Here is a 15269-nt window from a genome sequence, read left to right as displayed (position 1 = left end):
AGGCCGCCCTTTTCTTTGCAATATCTTGCAGACTGCCGCCCCGGCCCAGGCTGCAAACCGGCTCTGGACTAATCTGCTGATCCAATTGCATTATCGCCGCAAGCACAGGTCTGCCGCAAGCACAGGCAAGCCGCAAGCACAGGCAAAAGGCAGGACTCCATGGCCGACAGGACACCAACACAAAAGGCAAAATGGGGCATTGTCAGCACCATCAAGGCCCCCGCCGAGGATATCCTGACCTTTGCCGCCTATCATCTGGAGATTGGTGCCCACCGTCTGTTTATCTACCTGGACACCCCCTGCCCCGAGGCCCGCCCGCTGCTGAAAGCCCACCCAAAAATCCGGGTGTTTGATTGCGATGATGCCTCCTGGTGGCAAAGACGCAAGAAAACCGGCAGGCCGGAAAAACACCAGATGCGTCAAAGCCAGAATGCCACCCGCGCCTACCGGCGTCAGGCCGGGGATCTGGACTGGCTGGCCCATATCGACGTCGACGAATTCCTCTGGGCTGACAGGCCCATCGGTGAGATCCTGAACGCCCTGCCGATAACCACGCTCTGCGCCCGCGCCCGCCCCATCGAGGCACTGTCCGGTGACGGCACCGCCTTCAAAGGCCACATCCCCAGCGGCCCGGAGCAAGGCGGCACGGTTGGCCGTCTCTATCCAAGGTTTGGCGAGCATCTGAAGGGCGGGTTTCTCAGCCATGTTCAGGGAAAGATCTTTGTGCGCACCGGGCTGGCCAATATCTCCCTGCGTATCCACAACGTCTTTCAAAAAGACCCGGCGGGGGGCGACGACATTGAAAACCCCGGCGCACAAGAGCTGCCGGACGTCGACCTGTGCCATTTCCATGCACCGGATTGGCAGCATTGGCTCAGCCACTACCGTTTTCGTCTGTCCCAGGGGTCATACCGCGCGGGGCTGTCGCCGGCGCGGCCGCTTGATCGCGGCGGCCTGTCCAAACATGATCTGCTGAACATGATCGAAGCCGAAGAGGGTGAGGCCGGATTGCGCGCCTTCTATGATGAGATCTGCAACGACAGCCCCGCGCTGCGGGCGCGACTGACCGCAGAGGGGCTGCTACGGATCCGGGACTTGAACCTTGCTGCATCTCGCCGCAAACATTTCCCCGCTTTTGGCTGACCTGCTGCAGCGCTGCCAGGCAAAAAGGGGCACGCTTTGCCCCTGTCGCATCACAGACCCCGGCGTTCTGACGTCTCGCAAAGGCGGCGCTTTCTCGCCAAGTGTAGCAAGCACTTAAACCCAGCCAATAATTGACCACTCGACCAGATTTTGCTATGTCCCCCTCAAAGCTGGATGCTGTCACACCGCATGTCTTTGCGGACCCAGCTTTGTCAAAACACGCGCGGGCCAAATCAGTGTCCGCATAAACGGACGCATATGACAAAATTTACCGATCTGAATCTGAACCCAAAGGTCCTCAAAGCTATCGAAGAGGCCGGGTACGAAACCCCCACTCCAATCCAGGCGGGTGCGATTCCGCCCGCGCTTGAAGGCCGTGATGTGCTTGGTATTGCCCAAACCGGCACCGGCAAAACGGCCTCTTTCACCCTGCCAATGATCACCATGCTGGCCCGTGGCCGCGCCCGCGCCCGCATGCCGCGCAGCCTGGTTCTGTGCCCCACGCGTGAGCTGGCCGCCCAGGTGGCCGAGAATTTTGATACTTATACCAAGCACTTGAAGCTCACCAAGGCGCTGCTTATTGGCGGTGTCAGCTTTAAGGAACAAGACCAGCTGATCGACAAAGGCGTGGATGTTCTGATTGCCACCCCTGGCCGTCTGCTGGATCATTTCGAACGCGGCAAGCTGTTGCTGACCGGCGTGCAGATCATGGTTGTGGATGAAGCGGACCGGATGCTCGACATGGGCTTTATTCCGGATATCGAGCGGATCTTCTCGCTGACCCCCTTTACCCGCCAGACCCTGTTCTTCTCGGCCACCATGGCGCCTGAGATCGAGCGGATCACCAATACGTTCCTGTCGGCACCAGAGCGAATCGAAGTGGCCCGTCAGGCCAGCGCCTCTGAAACCATTGAGCAGCACGTTGTTTTGTTCAAAGCCTCACGCAAAGATCGTGAAGCCAGCGAAAAACGTACAGCTCTGCGCGCGCTGATCGACGGCGAAGGCGACAAGCTGACCAACGCCATTATTTTCTGCAACCGGAAAACGGATGTGGATATCGTTTCCAAGTCGCTCAAGAAATACGGCTATGATGCCGCGCCGATCCATGGCGATCTGGACCAGAGCCAGCGCACCAAGACCCTTGATGGGTTCCGCGATGGCCAACTGCGTATTCTTGTAGCCTCCGATGTGGCCGCGCGTGGGCTTGATGTGCCAAGCGTCAGCCATGTGTTCAACTTTGACGTCCCCGGACATCCCGAAGACTATGTGCACCGGATTGGCCGGACTGGCCGCGCGGGCCGTGAAGGCAAGGCGATCACCATCTGCTCTAGCCGGGATGAAAAGGCGCTCGCCGCTGTTGAAAACCTGTTGCAGAAGGAAATCAGCCGGTTGGAGAACCCGGTGAAAAAGGCAGAACCTGCCAAGCGCAGCGCCGCCAAGAAGCCTTCTGAGAAAACCGCCAAACCTGAAACCAGCACACGCGGGAAATCCTCGCGGAGCAAGGCTTCTGCCGAAGCCGCTGCACCAGACGCCGTCGCGGTCGAGGCCACAGAGGTGGATGTTGTCGCAGCCGTGGCCGATCAGCCCGAGGCGGTACTGGCTGAGGCAGTGCAGTCTGAGGCCGTGCAGTCCGACAAGCGCAAATCCGACACGCGCCAGTCTGATACCCGCCAGTCTGATACCCGCCAGGCTGACAGCAGCAAATCCGAAGGACGCTCTCGCTCCTCCGGCCGCACATCGAGCAAAAAGACCGATGAGGCAGCTGCCCAGTCGACGTCCTCAAGCTCCAAATCCAACCGGGGACGTGGTGGCAGCAAACAGAGCGGACGTCGTGATGACCGCACTGTGGTTGGCATGGGGGATCACATGCCCAGCTTTATCGCCCTCTCCTTTGATGAGCGACGCGCTGGCTAGGCCCTGCCTGACAGACAGACATGACTTGAACGGTCGTCCCATTGGGGCGGCCGTTTTTTCTTGCAGCGAGGCTTGCAGCACCGACATGGCGGAAATGCTTCTTTGATCAATGTAATAGGGCGCAAACCCCACTAGATAGACGTGATCCGAATACAAAATATAAACTGAGAAACCGATGACCGAAGCCCAGCCCGTAATCCTCACCGCAGCAGACATTCAAGCTATCGAGGCGCGCGCCCATGAAATGCGTGCTCAAGCCCTGGCTGATGCATTTCGTACTCTGGGCCGCGGAATCAGCCTTGCGGTCCACAAACTCGCTGCATTCCTGCACCGTCCCCGCACCGCCTAACAGGCAGCGCGACAGGGATCTTATTCCCCAAGTGACTTTTTCTGTCACCACTCACGAAAAACGCCCCGGCAGATCCTGCCGAGGCGTTTTTTTTTGTCATAACAGTGCGGGTTTAGCGCATCCGGCTGATCACCACGGTGACTTCGGGCTTTTTGCCGATTTCGTTCTGGCAAGACTGACGGGCAATCCGGCGCAACTCACCTTCCAACTTGTCATCGTCTTTCAGCGTCTTGGCCCCAGCCCGCATCAGGAACTGGTTCAGGTCCTCTTCCAGCACTTCAGTCAGCGCCGCATTGGAGCTGCCGTTTTCCGCCAGACCCTTGATGTCGCACCAAGGCTCACCCAGGGGCTCATCCTCTTCGTCAAGGATCAGCGTGACAACCAGATGCCCGTTCAAAGCCATCCGGATACGATCGCGAACAACACCGTCCATGGCGCCAATCTTGGTCGAGCCATCCAGATAGGTGCGGCCGGTGTCGATATATTCCAATACCGAGGGACGTTTGCCGGACAGGTTCAGCATCATGCCGTTGACGGCAACGATGCTGGGAATGCCCTTGGCCTCGCCCAGGCGGGCGTGCTGACGCAGGTGGCGGTGTTCGCCATGCATGGGCACCAGCATCGCCGGTTGCAACAGATCATGCAGCGCTTCCAGGTCAGGACCATTTGCATGGCCAGAGACGTGGTAAAGACCAGAGCTGTCGTCCACAACATCCACACCACGTTCCGAGAACTGGTTGATGATGCGGATCACGCCGCGTTCGTTGCCGGGAATGGTTTTGGAGGAGAACAGGAAGAGATCTCCCTCTTTCAGCTCCAGGCCGCGATACTTGCCCCGCGCCATCTGCGCCGAGGCCGCACGGCGCTCGCCCTGGCTGCCAGTGGTGATCAGCATCAGGTTGTTGCGCGGCATATCCTTGGCTTCTTCGGGCGAATAGACCGTTGGAAAATTCTTCAGCACGCCGGTTTCCTTGGCGGCTTCGACCATGCGCAGCATGGCCCGCCCCAGCAACACAACCGAGCGCCCTGCCCGGGTACCGGCATCCGCCAGGGTTTTCACCCGCGCCACGTTGGAGGCAAAGGTGGTGGCGGCCACCATGCCCTTGGCCTCGCCAATCAGGCGCGTGATCTCGTCGGGCAGATCAGATTCCGAGCGACCAGGTGTTTTTGAAAACACATTGGTCGAATCGCAGATCAACGCCTTGATGCCCGGTTTGGCGATCTCGGCCCACATCTCAGGGTCAAAGGCTTCGCCCACCAGCGGAGTGCGGTCCAGTTTGAAGTCGCCAGTGTGCACCACGCGGCCACCGGGGCTGTCGATCACCAGGCCAGCGCTTTCGGGAATCGAATGCGCCATAGGGGCAAAGCCCACGGTAAAGGGGCCCAGCTTGGTCACGTCGGGCCAGGCGCCAACGGTTTTCACCACCAGCGGGTCATGGCCATGCTCTTCCATCTTGCGACGGGCCAGATTGGCGGTAAAGGCGCGGGCATAGACCGGCACGTTCAGCTGGCTGTAGAGATGCGATACCGCCCCGATATGGTCCTCGTGACCATGGGTGATAAAAATCGCTTCCAGCTGGTCGACGCGCTCGCGCAGCCAGCTGATGTCAGGCATGATCAGATCAACACCTGGGGTGCTGTCCATATCCGGGAAGGCAACGCCCAGATCCACCAGGATCAGTCGCTCTTTGCCGGGTTTGCCATAGCCATAGACATAGGCATTCATGCCAATTTCGCCCGCCCCACCAAGGGGAAGGTAGATCAATCGTTCATCAGTGCTCATTCAGGAGTACCGTTATCCTTATTGTATTTATGAATGATCTGGAGCCCATGCATGGTGAGATCATCCTCATATGCGTCAAACAGATCAGCAGCTTGCTGGAAAAGAGGCGCCAGCCCGCCTGTTGAAATAATCTTCATCGGAACCTTACGCTCAGCTTTAATCTGGGCGCAAATCTCGCGCACCAGGCCGACGTAGCCCCAAAACACACCCGATTGCATACAGGCCACCGTATTGGTGCCAATGACATGCTCGGGCTTGGAAATGTCCACATGTGGCAGTGCCGCCGCCGCTTGGTGCAGCGCCTCAAGGCTGAGGTTCACCCCGGGCGCGATCACACCACCGACATAGGCACCATCTTCGGCCACCACATCAAAGGTTGTGGCCGTGCCAAAATCCACCATCACCAGATTGCCACCGTAGTGGTCAAAACCGGCCACCGTATTGACCAATCTGTCCGGACCCACAGCCGTGCCCTCGTCCACTCGCACATCCACCGGCAACAGGCAATCAGATTTTCCCACCACCAGCGGTCGGGTGTTGTAATAACGATCCGCCAGGACACGCAGATTGAACACCACCCGCGGCACCGTCGACGAGATTATCACATCGGTGATATCCGTCTCGATGCCCTGGGCCTGAATCAGCGTGTTGAGCCAGACAAAATACTGATCCGCCGTGCGGCGCCAGTCTGTCGCGGTGCGCCAGGTTCCAATGAACTTTTCGCCATCCCAGATCGAGAAGACGGTATTGGTATTGCCACAATCAACAGCCAGAAGCATGGGAGGCCCTTACGGTCAGAAAAAGATTTCAGCGGCAGGGATACAAACCCGGCCTTTGGCGCTGTTTAAGACAAGGTTACCCTCCGCGTCTACCGTCTCGAAGGTTCCGGTCGTCTCAGACTTGGCAGTACGTGCGGTAATAACCTCACCCAGCTTGGCGGCGCGCGCCAGCCAGGCGGTGCGGATGGGCTCGAACCCATAGGTGGTGAACTGGTTCTCATAGCGGGCATAGGCCGCCGCCAGCGCGGTCAAAAATATTTCAGGCGTGACCTGAACACCGGTTTCAGACAGCAGCGACACCGGCCAGACCGCACCAGGGTCCAGCCATTCCTTCATCGGGGTTTCCACCAGATTGACACCGATGCCGATGGCCAGATGGCTCAACCCCTGCCCTGCCCCGGCGCTCTCCAGCAGGATGCCAGACAGCTTACCACCGTTGAGCAATACATCATTGGGCCATTTCAACGCCAGCCCCTCTGTACGCCCCGTCAGCGCCTCGCAGGCGTCATAGACCGCCAGTGCGGCCACAAAGCTGCGCAGGGCAACCACCTGGGGTGGCTCGGTTGGGCGCATCACCAGCGTGGCGGCGAAATTGCCGGTGGGGTCTTTCCAGGCACGACCGCGACGCCCGCGCCCCTTGGTCTGGCGTTTGGCCAGGATCCATTCAGGACCGGCAAGCTGGCCCGCGATGCGCGCGGCTTCATCCAGGGTGCTGTCCACCTCTTCCAGGATGCGTTTGCCGTAGCCTTCAGGCCAATCTGTCATTGTCCCATTCCTTCAAAAGGCAAAAGGCCCGGTCCAACGAACCAGGCCTCTTGTCAGAGATGTAAAACCGGTCAGTTGACCAAGGCCGCGGCCGCAGCTGCTGCCACGCCATCGACACCAAACATATTGATGATCCCCAGAACCATCACCGCAGCCGACCCCATGAGGAAGACCCAAAGCACGGGCGAACTGCTGCGGTCCAGCTCTTCGCCCTCTTCGCCAAAATACATGTAGTAGACGATGCGCAGGTAGTAGAAGGCACCAATAACCGAAGCCACAAGACCGGCAGCTGCCAGCCAGGTGAGATCGGCCTCATAGGCGGCACGCAGCACATAGAGCTTCCCAAAGAAGCCCAGCATGGGCGGCACGCCAGCCAGCGAGACCATCAGGATCAGAACTGCCAGCGCCTTGCCTGGTTCGCGGCGGGCGTACTGGTTCAGCGCCCCGATATCGGTGACCGGCTTGCCGTCTTTTTGCAGCATCAGGATAAAGGCAAAGGTGCCGATATTCATCGAGACATAGATGGCCATATAGACCAGCATGGCCTCAACACCCAAAACGGTCCCGGCAGCCAGCCCCATCAGCGCATAGCCCATATGGGCGATCGACGAATAGGCCATCAGACGCTTGATATCGCGCTGCCCAATCGCAGCCACGGCGCCGACAAACATCGACAGCAAAGACAGCACGGCGACAACCTGGCTCCAGTCGGCAACCGCATGACCAAAGGCGTCATGCATCACCCGGGCAAACAGCCCCATGGCGGCAACCTTGGGGGCGGAGGCAAAGAAGGCAGTAACCGGTGTGGGTGCGCCCTCATAGACGTCCGGTGTCCACATATGGAACGGCACAGCGGAAACCTTAAAGCCAAGGCCGGAAATCAGCAGAACCAGACCAAAGAGCAGACCAACAGAGACTTCGCCATGTTGGGCAACTTCGATGATACCAGAGAATTTGGTTGTGCCGGCAAAGCCATAGACCAAAGAGGCACCATAAAGCAGCAGACCGGACGACAGCGCGCCCAGCACAAAATACTTGAGCCCGGCCTCAGTGGATTTGACGCTGTCACGGCGCATCGAGGCCACCACATATAGCGCCAGCGATTGCAGCTCCAGCCCCATGTACAGCGACATCAGATCACCGGCAGAGACCATCATCATCATGCCAACCGTGCAGAGAGCAACCAGAATGGGGTATTCAAAGCGCAGCATACCACGGCGCAACATATACTCCTGGCCCATGGCCAGAACCGCTGCCGCTGCCAGCAGGATGACAACCTTGGCATAACGGGCAAAGCCGTCATCAACAAACATACCGCCAAAGGCCGTGGTGGTATCGCTGCCGCTGGTGCCAATCCAGATGGCCAGCGCCACCATCAGACCAGAAGTGGACCAGACCAGCATTGAGGCCAGCTTGTCCTTACCGGTGTAGACCGCGCCCAAAAGCGCCGCCATTGCGTAAAGTGCCAGGATAATCTCTGGCAGAATTACGGAGAGATCAGCTTGGATCATCTGCCCATGCTCCCTTAGTGCGACGCAGTCTGGATTGCAGCAGAGGTATCCGCAGCAGCCAGAGACTGGTTGAAGTTGGCGATCAGCGCTTCAGTCGACGGACTGATGATATCGGTGACCAGCGAAGGATAGACGCCCAACAGGATGGTCATCACCACCAGCGGCGCAAAGATGAACCGCTCGCGCGCATCCATGTCCTGGATTGTCTTCAGGCTGCCCTTGATCAGGTCGCCAAAGACCACCCGGCGATAAAGCCACAGCGCATAGGCCGCCGAGAAGATCACCCCGGAGGCCGCAACAGCCGCCACCCAGGTGTTTTTCTGGAAGGTGCCCATCAGGGTGAGGAATTCACCAATAAAGCCAGAGGTGCCCGGCAGGCCGACGTTGCCCATGGTAAAGAACATAAAGACCAGCGCGTAGGCGGGCATACGCACCACCAGGCCGCCATAGGCACTGATTTCGCGGGTATGCATGCGGTCGTAGATCACGCCCACGCAAAGGAACAGCGCCGCCGAGATAAAGCCGTGGCTCAGCATCTGGAAGATCGCACCGTCAATGCCCTGCTGGTTGGCCGCAAAGATCCCCATGGTGACAAAGCCCATATGCGCGACAGATGAATAGGCGATCAGCTTTTTCATGTCGTCCTGCACCAGCGCCACCAGCGAGGTATAAACCACCGCAATTGCCGACATCCACAGGATCACATCAGTCATCACATCCGCCCCCACCGGGAACATCGGCAGCGAGAACCGCAGGAAACCATAGCCCCCCATCTTGAGCAGGATCGCCGCCAGAACCACAGACCCGGCGGTCGGCGCCTGAACGTGGGCATCGGGCAGCCAGGTGTGCACCGGCCACATCGGCATTTTCACCGCAAAGGAGGCAAAGAAGGCCAGGAACATCAGGGTTTGCATGCCGCCAACCACATGAATGCCCAACAGATCAAAGCTGGTGGCTGCAAAACTATGCGTCAGCAGGGTTTCGATATCGGTGGTGCCCGCATCGGCATACATCGCCACCATGGCCAACAGCATCAAGACGGAGCCAAGGAAGGTATAGAGGAAGAACTTGAAGGAGGCGTAGATTCGATCCTTGCCGCCCCAGATGCCAATGATCAGGAACATCGGAATGAGGCCTGCCTCAAAGAACATGTAAAACAGCACCAGATCCAGCGCCATGAAGACACCCAGCATCAGGGTCTCCAGCAGCAGGAAGGCGATCATGTATTCCTTGACCCGGGTCGTGACCTTCCAGCTGGCCAGAATGGTCAGCGGCATCACAAAGGTGGTGAGCATCACAAACAGCACCGAAATACCGTCGACGCCCATTTTGTACTTCAGGCCAAAGATCCAGTCGTGGTCTTCCACGAACTGAAAGCCGGTATTGGTCGGGTCAAACTGGGTGTAGATCCCCAGGCTGACCAAAAAGGTCAGGCTGGTGGTGATCAATGCCAGACGTTTGGCATTGCGCTGCGCCGCTTCATCCTCGCCACGCATGAGCAGTGCCATGACAGCAGCCGCTACAGCAGGGATGAAAGTGACAATTGATAGAAGGTTGTCCATCAGTGGGCTCCTCCGCCGATCGACATCCAGGTGATCAGGGCTGCAATGCCCAGCACCATCCAGAAGGCATAGGTAAAGATGAAACCGGACTGCGCGCGACCGGCAAGTTTGGTGAAGAAGGGGATAACCCCCATGGCCACCCCATTCAGGAAGCCATCAATGGCATTGCCGTCGCCACGCTTCCAGAAGAAGCGGCCAATGGCCAGGGCAGGTTTGACAAAGATCGCGTCATACAGCTCGTCAAAGTACCATTTGTTCTTGAGGAACAGGTAGAGCGGCTGGAAGTTACTGGCCAAACGACCCGGCAGGCTGGGGTTCACGATGTAGAACCACACCGCCAGAACCAGTCCCAGGGACATCGCAATAAAGGGCGAAACCTTGACCCATTTTGGCGTCGCATGGGCCTCTTCCAGCACATGGTTGTCAGGTGCAAAATACAGTGCGCCCTCCCCTGGCTGGCCCGCAAAGACAACGTGATGTTCGCCGCCAGCAGCGGCACCGTGGCTGGTATCAGCAGCAGCGTGACTGTCAGCCTCGCCGTGGCCCGTATCTGTAGCAGCGTGACTATCCGCCTCACCGTGGTCATCAGCGGCAGCGCCATGGGCATCAGCCGCGGCTTCGGCCACTGGGATGCCGTAGAACTTGCCAACCTGATCAGCATGACCAAAGAAGCTGCCGTACCAAATCATCCCCGAGAACACCGCCCCCAGCGCCAGAACCCCCAGCGGGATCAGCATGGTCAGCGGGCTCTCATGCGCGTGATCATGGGTGTGCTTGTCACCGCGTGGCTTGCCAAAGAAGGTCAGGAACATCAGACGCCAGCTGTAGAAAGAGGTCATAAAGGCGGCAATCACCAGCATCCAGAACCCATAGTTGGAGCCACCGGCAAAGGCGCTTTCAATAATGGCATCCTTGGACAGGAAGCCGGCAAAACCGATCTGGGTCAACGGAATGCCAACCCCGGTGATGGCCAGCGTGCCGATCATCATCGCCCAATAGGTATAGGGGATCTTTTTGCGCAAGCCGCCGTAGTTCATCATGTCCTGCTCGTGGTGCATGGCGTGGATGACCGAGCCGGCGCCCAGGAACAACATCGCCTTAAAGAAGGCGTGTGTGAACAGGTGGAACATCGCCGCCGAATACATGCCGACGCCCGCAGCCACAAACATGTAGCCCAGCTGCGAGCAGGTGGAATAGGCGATGACCCGTTTGATATCGGTCTGAACCAGACCAACGGTGGCGGCAAAAAACGCCGTCGTCGCCCCCAGCACGGTGATGAACAGGGTGGCTTGCGGCGCAAACTCCATCAGCGGCGACATGCGACAGACCAGGAAAACACCTGCGGTCACCATGGTCGCCGCGTGGATCAGCGCCGACACAGGTGTCGGGCCTTCCATCGCGTCGGGCAGCCAGGTGTGCAGGATCAGCTGCGCCGATTTACCCATGGCGCCAATGAACAAAAGCATCGCCAGCAGGTTGGCCGCATCCCAGTCCGCCCAGAGGAAGGAGATCGAATGACCTGAAACCTTGGTTGGGATATCCGCAAAGATCTCTGTAAAGCTGATGCTGTCGGTCATCAGGAACAGACCAAAGATCCCCAGCGCAAAGCCAAAGTCGCCAACCCGGTTGACGATAAAGGCCTTCATCGCCGCTGCATTTGCGCTTGGCTTGCGGTAGTAGAACCCGATCAGCAGGTAGGAGGCAACACCGACGCCCTCCCAGCCAAAGAACATCTGCAACAGGTTGTCAGAGGTCACCAGCATCAGCATGGCGAAGGTAAAGAAGGACAGATAGGCAAAGAAGCGCGGCTTGTAGCTTTCGCCGTCTTTCCACTGCGGATCGTGATCCATGTAGCCAAAGCTATAAAGATGCACCAGGCTGGAGACCGTGGTCACCACGATCAGCATCAGGGCTGTCAGCCGGTCAAGACGAATACCCCAGGCGGTATCCAGGCTGCCGCTCTGGACCCAGGTCAGGATCTCGATCGAGCGGGTGACGCCGTCAAAGCTGATAAAGACAATCCATGACAGCAGCGCCGACAGGAACAACAGGCCTGTCGCCGTCACCATGGCGGCTTTTTCGCCGATATATTTATGGCCAAAGCCACAAATCAGCGCGCCCACCAGAGGGGCTAAGAGGAGGATGGTTTCCATGATGCTTTAGCCCTTCATCATATTGATGTCTTCCACGGCGATGGTGCCGCGGTTACGGAAGAAGCAGACCAGGATCGCCAGACCAATGGCGGCCTCGGCGGCGGCCACGGTCAGCACGAACAGGGTAAAGACCTGCCCCACCAGATCCCCAAGGAAACTGGAGAAGGCCACAAGGTTGATATTCACCGCCAGCAACATCAGTTCGATGCTCATCAGCAGGATGATCACATTCTTGCGGTTCAGGAAGAGCCCAAAGATGCCAATGACGAACAGCGTCGCCGCGACGGTAAGGTAATGCTCGATACCAATCATTATTAAAGCCCCTGCCCCGGTTTGATGTCTTTCAGTTCCATGGCCTTGGCCGGGTCACGCGACATTTGCAGCATGACGTTCTGGCGTTTGACATCTTTGCGATGGCGCAGGGTCAGGGTGATGGCGCCGATCATGGCGACCAGCAGGATCAGACCCGAAAGCTGGAACAGAAGGAAATATTGATCATAGATGATAAGGCCCAGGGCCTCGGTGTTGTGCCGGTCTGTCGGGATCGGCTGCGCCAGTTGCGCGGAAGCGCCATGGGCGCTCTCCCAAGAGCCATAGGCCATGACAAATTGCATCAGGATGACCAGGCCGATCAACAGGGCCAGCGGCATGTACTGCGCCATCTCGGCCTTCAATGCGGCAAAATCCACATCCAGCATCATCACCACAAACAGGAACAGCACCGCGACCGCGCCCACGTAGACGATGACCAGCAGCATGGCGACGAATTCCGCCCCCAGCAGCACAAACAACCCGGCCGAAGAGATAAAGGCCAGGATCAGCCACAGCACCGAATGCACCGGCTGGCGGCTGATCACAGTGAACAGCCCGCCGGTGATGGCGCTGATGGCGAAGAGGTAGAAGGCAAAAACGCTCATGTCTCATCGTCCTTTTTGTCGGCCATGACCTCCTGCGCCAACTCAAGCGCCCGGTTCATGGCCGGAATGCCGGCAAAGACCGACATCTGTCCGATCGTTTCAACGATCTCTTGTTTCTTTGCACCCGCCTCGACAGCGTGGCGTACGGTTTGGCGCAGCGCGGTATCCGCTTGCGCGCCTTGGCATGTCAACCCGGCCAGCGTCAGCAGCAGCCGGGTCTTGGCGTCCAGACCATCCTTGTTGATGGTCTTGCCAAACATCATTTCCATGACCTCTTTGGGCATGGTCGGCCACAGGGCCTCGAACCCTTTCATGGTCATCGGGTCCAGACCTTTGGACAGATCCGGGTTCATGGCTTTCACCATGTCCTGATACTGCGCCTGGGCCTGGGCCATCATGGCCTCGAATGGGTTCTTGGGGTCAGTCATTGCATCCTCTTAAGTCGTTCCAAGAGCCCGGCGATAGCGGATTTCCATTCCTCATCTCCATCCCAAAGCTCCTCAATTTCGGAGTTTTCACCTGAAAGACGCTGAACGGCTTCTATCGACAGCTTCTTCAACTCTTTGTCCGAACGAACGGAATCAGCATGTTCAAGAAGGATCGCGAGATGCCTTTCTTCTAAAGCCGCGTCACCGGCACCATTCGCCGCTGCAACGACTTCAGCTGCAGCACGAGCCTCGATCCCTTTCGGTGCTTCAAGGTAGTCCTCGGGACCTGTCCTGACAGTTTCAAAGAGGGTAGCACGTACAGCTTTGGCTCCTGCGGAAGAATACTCCCCCGCTAGCCAGTCCAGAGATTGATCGTCTTCAAAAATACCGACACCCCAAGCGCCCATATCACTGTCCTTTCAGTTCACCGATACGGCGCGTCGATTTCGAGGTTGCGGGCAATCTCGGCTTCCCAACGTTCGCCATTCGCAAGCAGCTTGTCCTTGTCATAAAACAGCTCTTCGCGGGTCTCGGTGGCGAATTCAAAGTTGGGGCCTTCGACAATCGCATCCACCGGGCAGGCTTCCTGGCAGAACCCGCAGTAGATACATTTGGTCATGTCGATGTCATAGCGCGTGGTACGGCGCGAGCCGTCTTCGCGGGGTTCCGCGTCGATGGTGATCGCCTGCGCCGGGCAGACCGCTTCACACAGCTTGCAGGCAATGCAGCGCTCTTCGCCATTGGGATAACGACGCAGCGCGTGTTCGCCACGGAACCGCGGTGACAGAGGCCCCTTTTCATGCGGGTAGTTGATGGTGGCCTTGGGGGCAAAGAAATACTTCATCCCCAGTTTGAAACCGACCCAGAAATCCTGCAGCAGGAAGTACTTGGCAGCACGGGTGTAATCGATCTGGTTTGTCATGATCAGCCTCCCACGGTCCAGCGGGCAAAGATGCCCCAGAACCAGTCAAATTTGGCAGCAAAGGACACAAAGACCACCCAGAACAGCGAGAAGGGCAGAAAGACCTTCCAGCCAAGGCGCATCAGCTGGTCATAGCGGTAGCGCGGGGTGATGGCTTTCACCATTGCAAAGAGGAAGAAGAAGAAGGCCATCTTGCCAACCATCCACAGCACCCCATCGGGCAGGCCGGGAATGGGCGACAGCCAGCCACCAAAGAACAGCAGCGAGGTCAGGGCGCACATCAGGAAGATCGAGATATACTCACCCGCCATGAACAACAGGAAGGGCGTCGCCGAATATTCCACCTGATAGCCCGCCACCAGCTCTGATTCCGCTTCGGGCAGATCAAACGGTGGGCGGTTGGTTTCCGCCAGGCAGGAGATGAAGAACAAAAACACCATCGGGAAATGCGGCAGCCAGTACCAGTTGAACAGGCCAGCATTGCCATCCTGTGCCCGCACGATGTCGCCAAAGTTCATGCTGCCGGTGGAAATGATCACCCCAACGATGATCAGACCAATCGAAACCTCATAAGAAATCATCTGCGCCGCCGAGCGCAGGGCGCCGAGGAAGGGATATTTCGAGTTCGAGGCCCAGCCGCCCATGATCACGCCGTAGACCTCGAGGCTGGAAACCGCAAAGACATAGAGGATCGCCACGTTGATGTTGGACAGAACCCAGCCATCGTTGAAGGGGATCACCGCCCAGGCCACCATGGCCAGCACAAAGGAGGTCAGCGGCGCCATGATAAAGACGATGCGATCAGCACCCGCCGGGATCACCACCTCTTTGACCACATATTTCAGCGCATCCGCCACCGATTGCAGGATGCCGTAGATGCCCACAACATTGGGGCCACGGCGCATCTGCACAGCCGCCCAGATTTTCCGGTCCCCGTAGACGAGGAACAGAAGGGAGATCATCACAAAGGCAACAACTGCAAGCACTTGCGCCAATATCAGTACAGCAATGCCGCCTGGGGTGTTAAAGAATTCAGCCATAGG

General features: G+C 58.2%; 15 protein-coding genes. 3 read left to right on the top strand and 12 right to left on the bottom strand.

What is annotated here, in order from left to right:
- Positions 1–159: 159 nt before the first annotated feature.
- From ARCT_RS0108960 to ARCT_RS28360, 3 genes are all read left to right on the top strand, one after another.
- Positions 160–1143, top strand: a complete 984-nt coding sequence (locus ARCT_RS0108960; protein WP_027239766.1) for a glycosyltransferase family 2 protein — start codon at positions 160–162, stop codon at positions 1141–1143.
- A 258-nt stretch (positions 1144–1401) separates the two neighbouring features.
- Positions 1402–3057: a DEAD/DEAH box helicase gene (locus ARCT_RS0108955; RefSeq protein WP_027239765.1), complete on the top strand. Its 1656-nt coding sequence runs from the start codon at positions 1402–1404 to the stop codon at positions 3055–3057.
- 175 nt (positions 3058–3232) lie between these two features.
- Positions 3233–3406, top strand: a complete 174-nt coding sequence (locus tag ARCT_RS28360) for an RSP_7527 family protein (RefSeq protein ID WP_169731212.1) — start codon at positions 3233–3235, stop codon at positions 3404–3406.
- A gap of 112 nt (positions 3407–3518) precedes the next feature.
- Here ARCT_RS28360 and ARCT_RS0108945 read toward each other — a convergent pair whose 3' ends face one another.
- The 12 genes from ARCT_RS0108945 to nuoH all read right to left on the bottom strand — a co-directional run bounded on the left by ARCT_RS0108945 (position 3519) and on the right by nuoH (position 15266).
- Complete coding sequence (locus tag ARCT_RS0108945; protein ID WP_027239764.1) at positions 3519–5189, bottom strand: ribonuclease J; 1671 nt, start codon at positions 5187–5189, stop codon at positions 3519–3521.
- Positions 5186–5968 carry a type III pantothenate kinase gene (locus tag ARCT_RS0108940; protein ID WP_027239763.1) on the bottom strand — a complete coding sequence of 261 codons (783 nt, stop codon included), beginning with the start codon at positions 5966–5968 and terminating at the stop codon, positions 5186–5188. The genes ARCT_RS0108945 and ARCT_RS0108940 overlap by 4 nt, the downstream gene beginning before the upstream one ends.
- Before the next feature lie 15 nt (positions 5969–5983).
- Positions 5984–6733, bottom strand: a complete 750-nt coding sequence (locus tag ARCT_RS0108935) for a biotin--[acetyl-CoA-carboxylase] ligase (protein ID WP_027239762.1) — start codon at positions 6731–6733, stop codon at positions 5984–5986.
- 71 nt (positions 6734–6804) lie between these two features.
- Entirely contained in the window at positions 6805–8244 is a 1440-nt protein-coding gene (gene nuoN / locus ARCT_RS0108930; protein WP_027239761.1) for an NADH-quinone oxidoreductase subunit NuoN, read from the bottom strand.
- Between the two features lie 14 nt (positions 8245–8258).
- Positions 8259–9806 carry an NADH-quinone oxidoreductase subunit M gene (locus tag ARCT_RS0108925; protein ID WP_027239760.1) on the bottom strand — a complete coding sequence of 516 codons (1548 nt, stop codon included), beginning with the start codon at positions 9804–9806 and terminating at the stop codon, positions 8259–8261.
- A complete protein-coding gene (gene nuoL, locus ARCT_RS0108920) occupies positions 9806–11959 on the bottom strand; it encodes an NADH-quinone oxidoreductase subunit L (RefSeq protein WP_027239759.1) in 2154 nt (717 codons plus the stop codon). Before nuoL ends, ARCT_RS0108925 begins: the two co-directional genes overlap by 1 nt.
- A 6-nt stretch (positions 11960–11965) precedes the next feature.
- Complete coding sequence (gene nuoK / locus ARCT_RS0108915; protein WP_009808916.1) at positions 11966–12271, bottom strand: NADH-quinone oxidoreductase subunit NuoK; 306 nt, start codon at positions 12269–12271, stop codon at positions 11966–11968.
- 2 nt (positions 12272–12273) lie between these two features.
- Positions 12274–12876, bottom strand: a complete 603-nt coding sequence (locus ARCT_RS0108910; protein WP_027239758.1) for an NADH-quinone oxidoreductase subunit J — start codon at positions 12874–12876, stop codon at positions 12274–12276.
- Entirely contained in the window at positions 12873–13304 is a 432-nt protein-coding gene (locus tag ARCT_RS0108905; protein WP_027239757.1) for a carboxymuconolactone decarboxylase family protein, read from the bottom strand. Before ARCT_RS0108905 ends, ARCT_RS0108910 begins: the two co-directional genes overlap by 4 nt.
- Complete coding sequence (locus ARCT_RS0108900) at positions 13301–13711, bottom strand: DUF4259 domain-containing protein (RefSeq protein ID WP_009808920.1); 411 nt, start codon at positions 13709–13711, stop codon at positions 13301–13303. Before ARCT_RS0108900 ends, ARCT_RS0108905 begins: the two co-directional genes overlap by 4 nt.
- A gap of 17 nt (positions 13712–13728) precedes the next feature.
- Positions 13729–14226, bottom strand: a complete 498-nt coding sequence (nuoI, locus tag ARCT_RS0108895) for an NADH-quinone oxidoreductase subunit NuoI (protein WP_027239756.1) — start codon at positions 14224–14226, stop codon at positions 13729–13731.
- 2 nt (positions 14227–14228) lie between these two features.
- On the bottom strand, positions 14229–15266 hold the full coding sequence (gene nuoH / locus ARCT_RS0108890; protein ID WP_027239755.1) for an NADH-quinone oxidoreductase subunit NuoH: 1038 nt from the start codon (positions 15264–15266) through the stop codon (positions 14229–14231).
- Positions 15267–15269 lie beyond the last annotated feature (3 nt).

It is taken from the genome of Pseudophaeobacter arcticus DSM 23566 (assembly GCF_000473205.1).
GTDB lineage: Bacteria > Pseudomonadota > Alphaproteobacteria > Rhodobacterales > Rhodobacteraceae > Pseudophaeobacter > Pseudophaeobacter arcticus.
The sequence above is the reverse complement of the archived record's forward strand: the minus strand, read 5'-3'. Positions and strand labels throughout refer to the sequence as shown.

What these genes read in the sequence shown, in the direction of transcription:
- ARCT_RS0108960 (WP_027239766.1), top strand. Translation starts at nt 160, where the DNA reads ATGGCCGACAGGACACCAACACAAAAGGCAAAATGGGGCATTGTCAGC.
- ARCT_RS0108955 (WP_027239765.1), top strand. Translation starts at nt 1,402, where the DNA reads ATGACAAAATTTACCGATCTGAATCTGAACCCAAAGGTCCTCAAAGCT.
- ARCT_RS28360 (WP_169731212.1), top strand. Translation starts at nt 3,233, where the DNA reads ATGACCGAAGCCCAGCCCGTAATCCTCACCGCAGCAGACATTCAAGCT.
- ARCT_RS0108945 (WP_027239764.1), bottom strand. Translation starts at nt 5,189, where the DNA reads ATGAGCACTGATGAACGATTGATCTACCTTCCCCTTGGTGGGGCGGGC.
- ARCT_RS0108940 (WP_027239763.1), bottom strand. Translation starts at nt 5,968, where the DNA reads ATGCTTCTGGCTGTTGATTGTGGCAATACCAATACCGTCTTCTCGATC.
- ARCT_RS0108935 (WP_027239762.1), bottom strand. Translation starts at nt 6,733, where the DNA reads ATGACAGATTGGCCTGAAGGCTACGGCAAACGCATCCTGGAAGAGGTG.
- nuoN (WP_027239761.1), bottom strand. Translation starts at nt 8,244, where the DNA reads ATGATCCAAGCTGATCTCTCCGTAATTCTGCCAGAGATTATCCTGGCA.
- ARCT_RS0108925 (WP_027239760.1), bottom strand. Translation starts at nt 9,806, where the DNA reads ATGGACAACCTTCTATCAATTGTCACTTTCATCCCTGCTGTAGCGGCT.
- nuoL (WP_027239759.1), bottom strand. Translation starts at nt 11,959, where the DNA reads ATGGAAACCATCCTCCTCTTAGCCCCTCTGGTGGGCGCGCTGATTTGT.
- nuoK (WP_009808916.1), bottom strand. Translation starts at nt 12,271, where the DNA reads ATGATTGGTATCGAGCATTACCTTACCGTCGCGGCGACGCTGTTCGTC.
- ARCT_RS0108910 (WP_027239758.1), bottom strand. Translation starts at nt 12,876, where the DNA reads ATGAGCGTTTTTGCCTTCTACCTCTTCGCCATCAGCGCCATCACCGGC.
- ARCT_RS0108905 (WP_027239757.1), bottom strand. Translation starts at nt 13,304, where the DNA reads ATGACTGACCCCAAGAACCCATTCGAGGCCATGATGGCCCAGGCCCAG.
- ARCT_RS0108900 (WP_009808920.1), bottom strand. Translation starts at nt 13,711, where the DNA reads ATGGGCGCTTGGGGTGTCGGTATTTTTGAAGACGATCAATCTCTGGAC.
- nuoI (WP_027239756.1), bottom strand. Translation starts at nt 14,226, where the DNA reads ATGACAAACCAGATCGATTACACCCGTGCTGCCAAGTACTTCCTGCTG.
- nuoH (WP_027239755.1), bottom strand. Translation starts at nt 15,266, where the DNA reads ATGGCTGAATTCTTTAACACCCCAGGCGGCATTGCTGTACTGATATTG.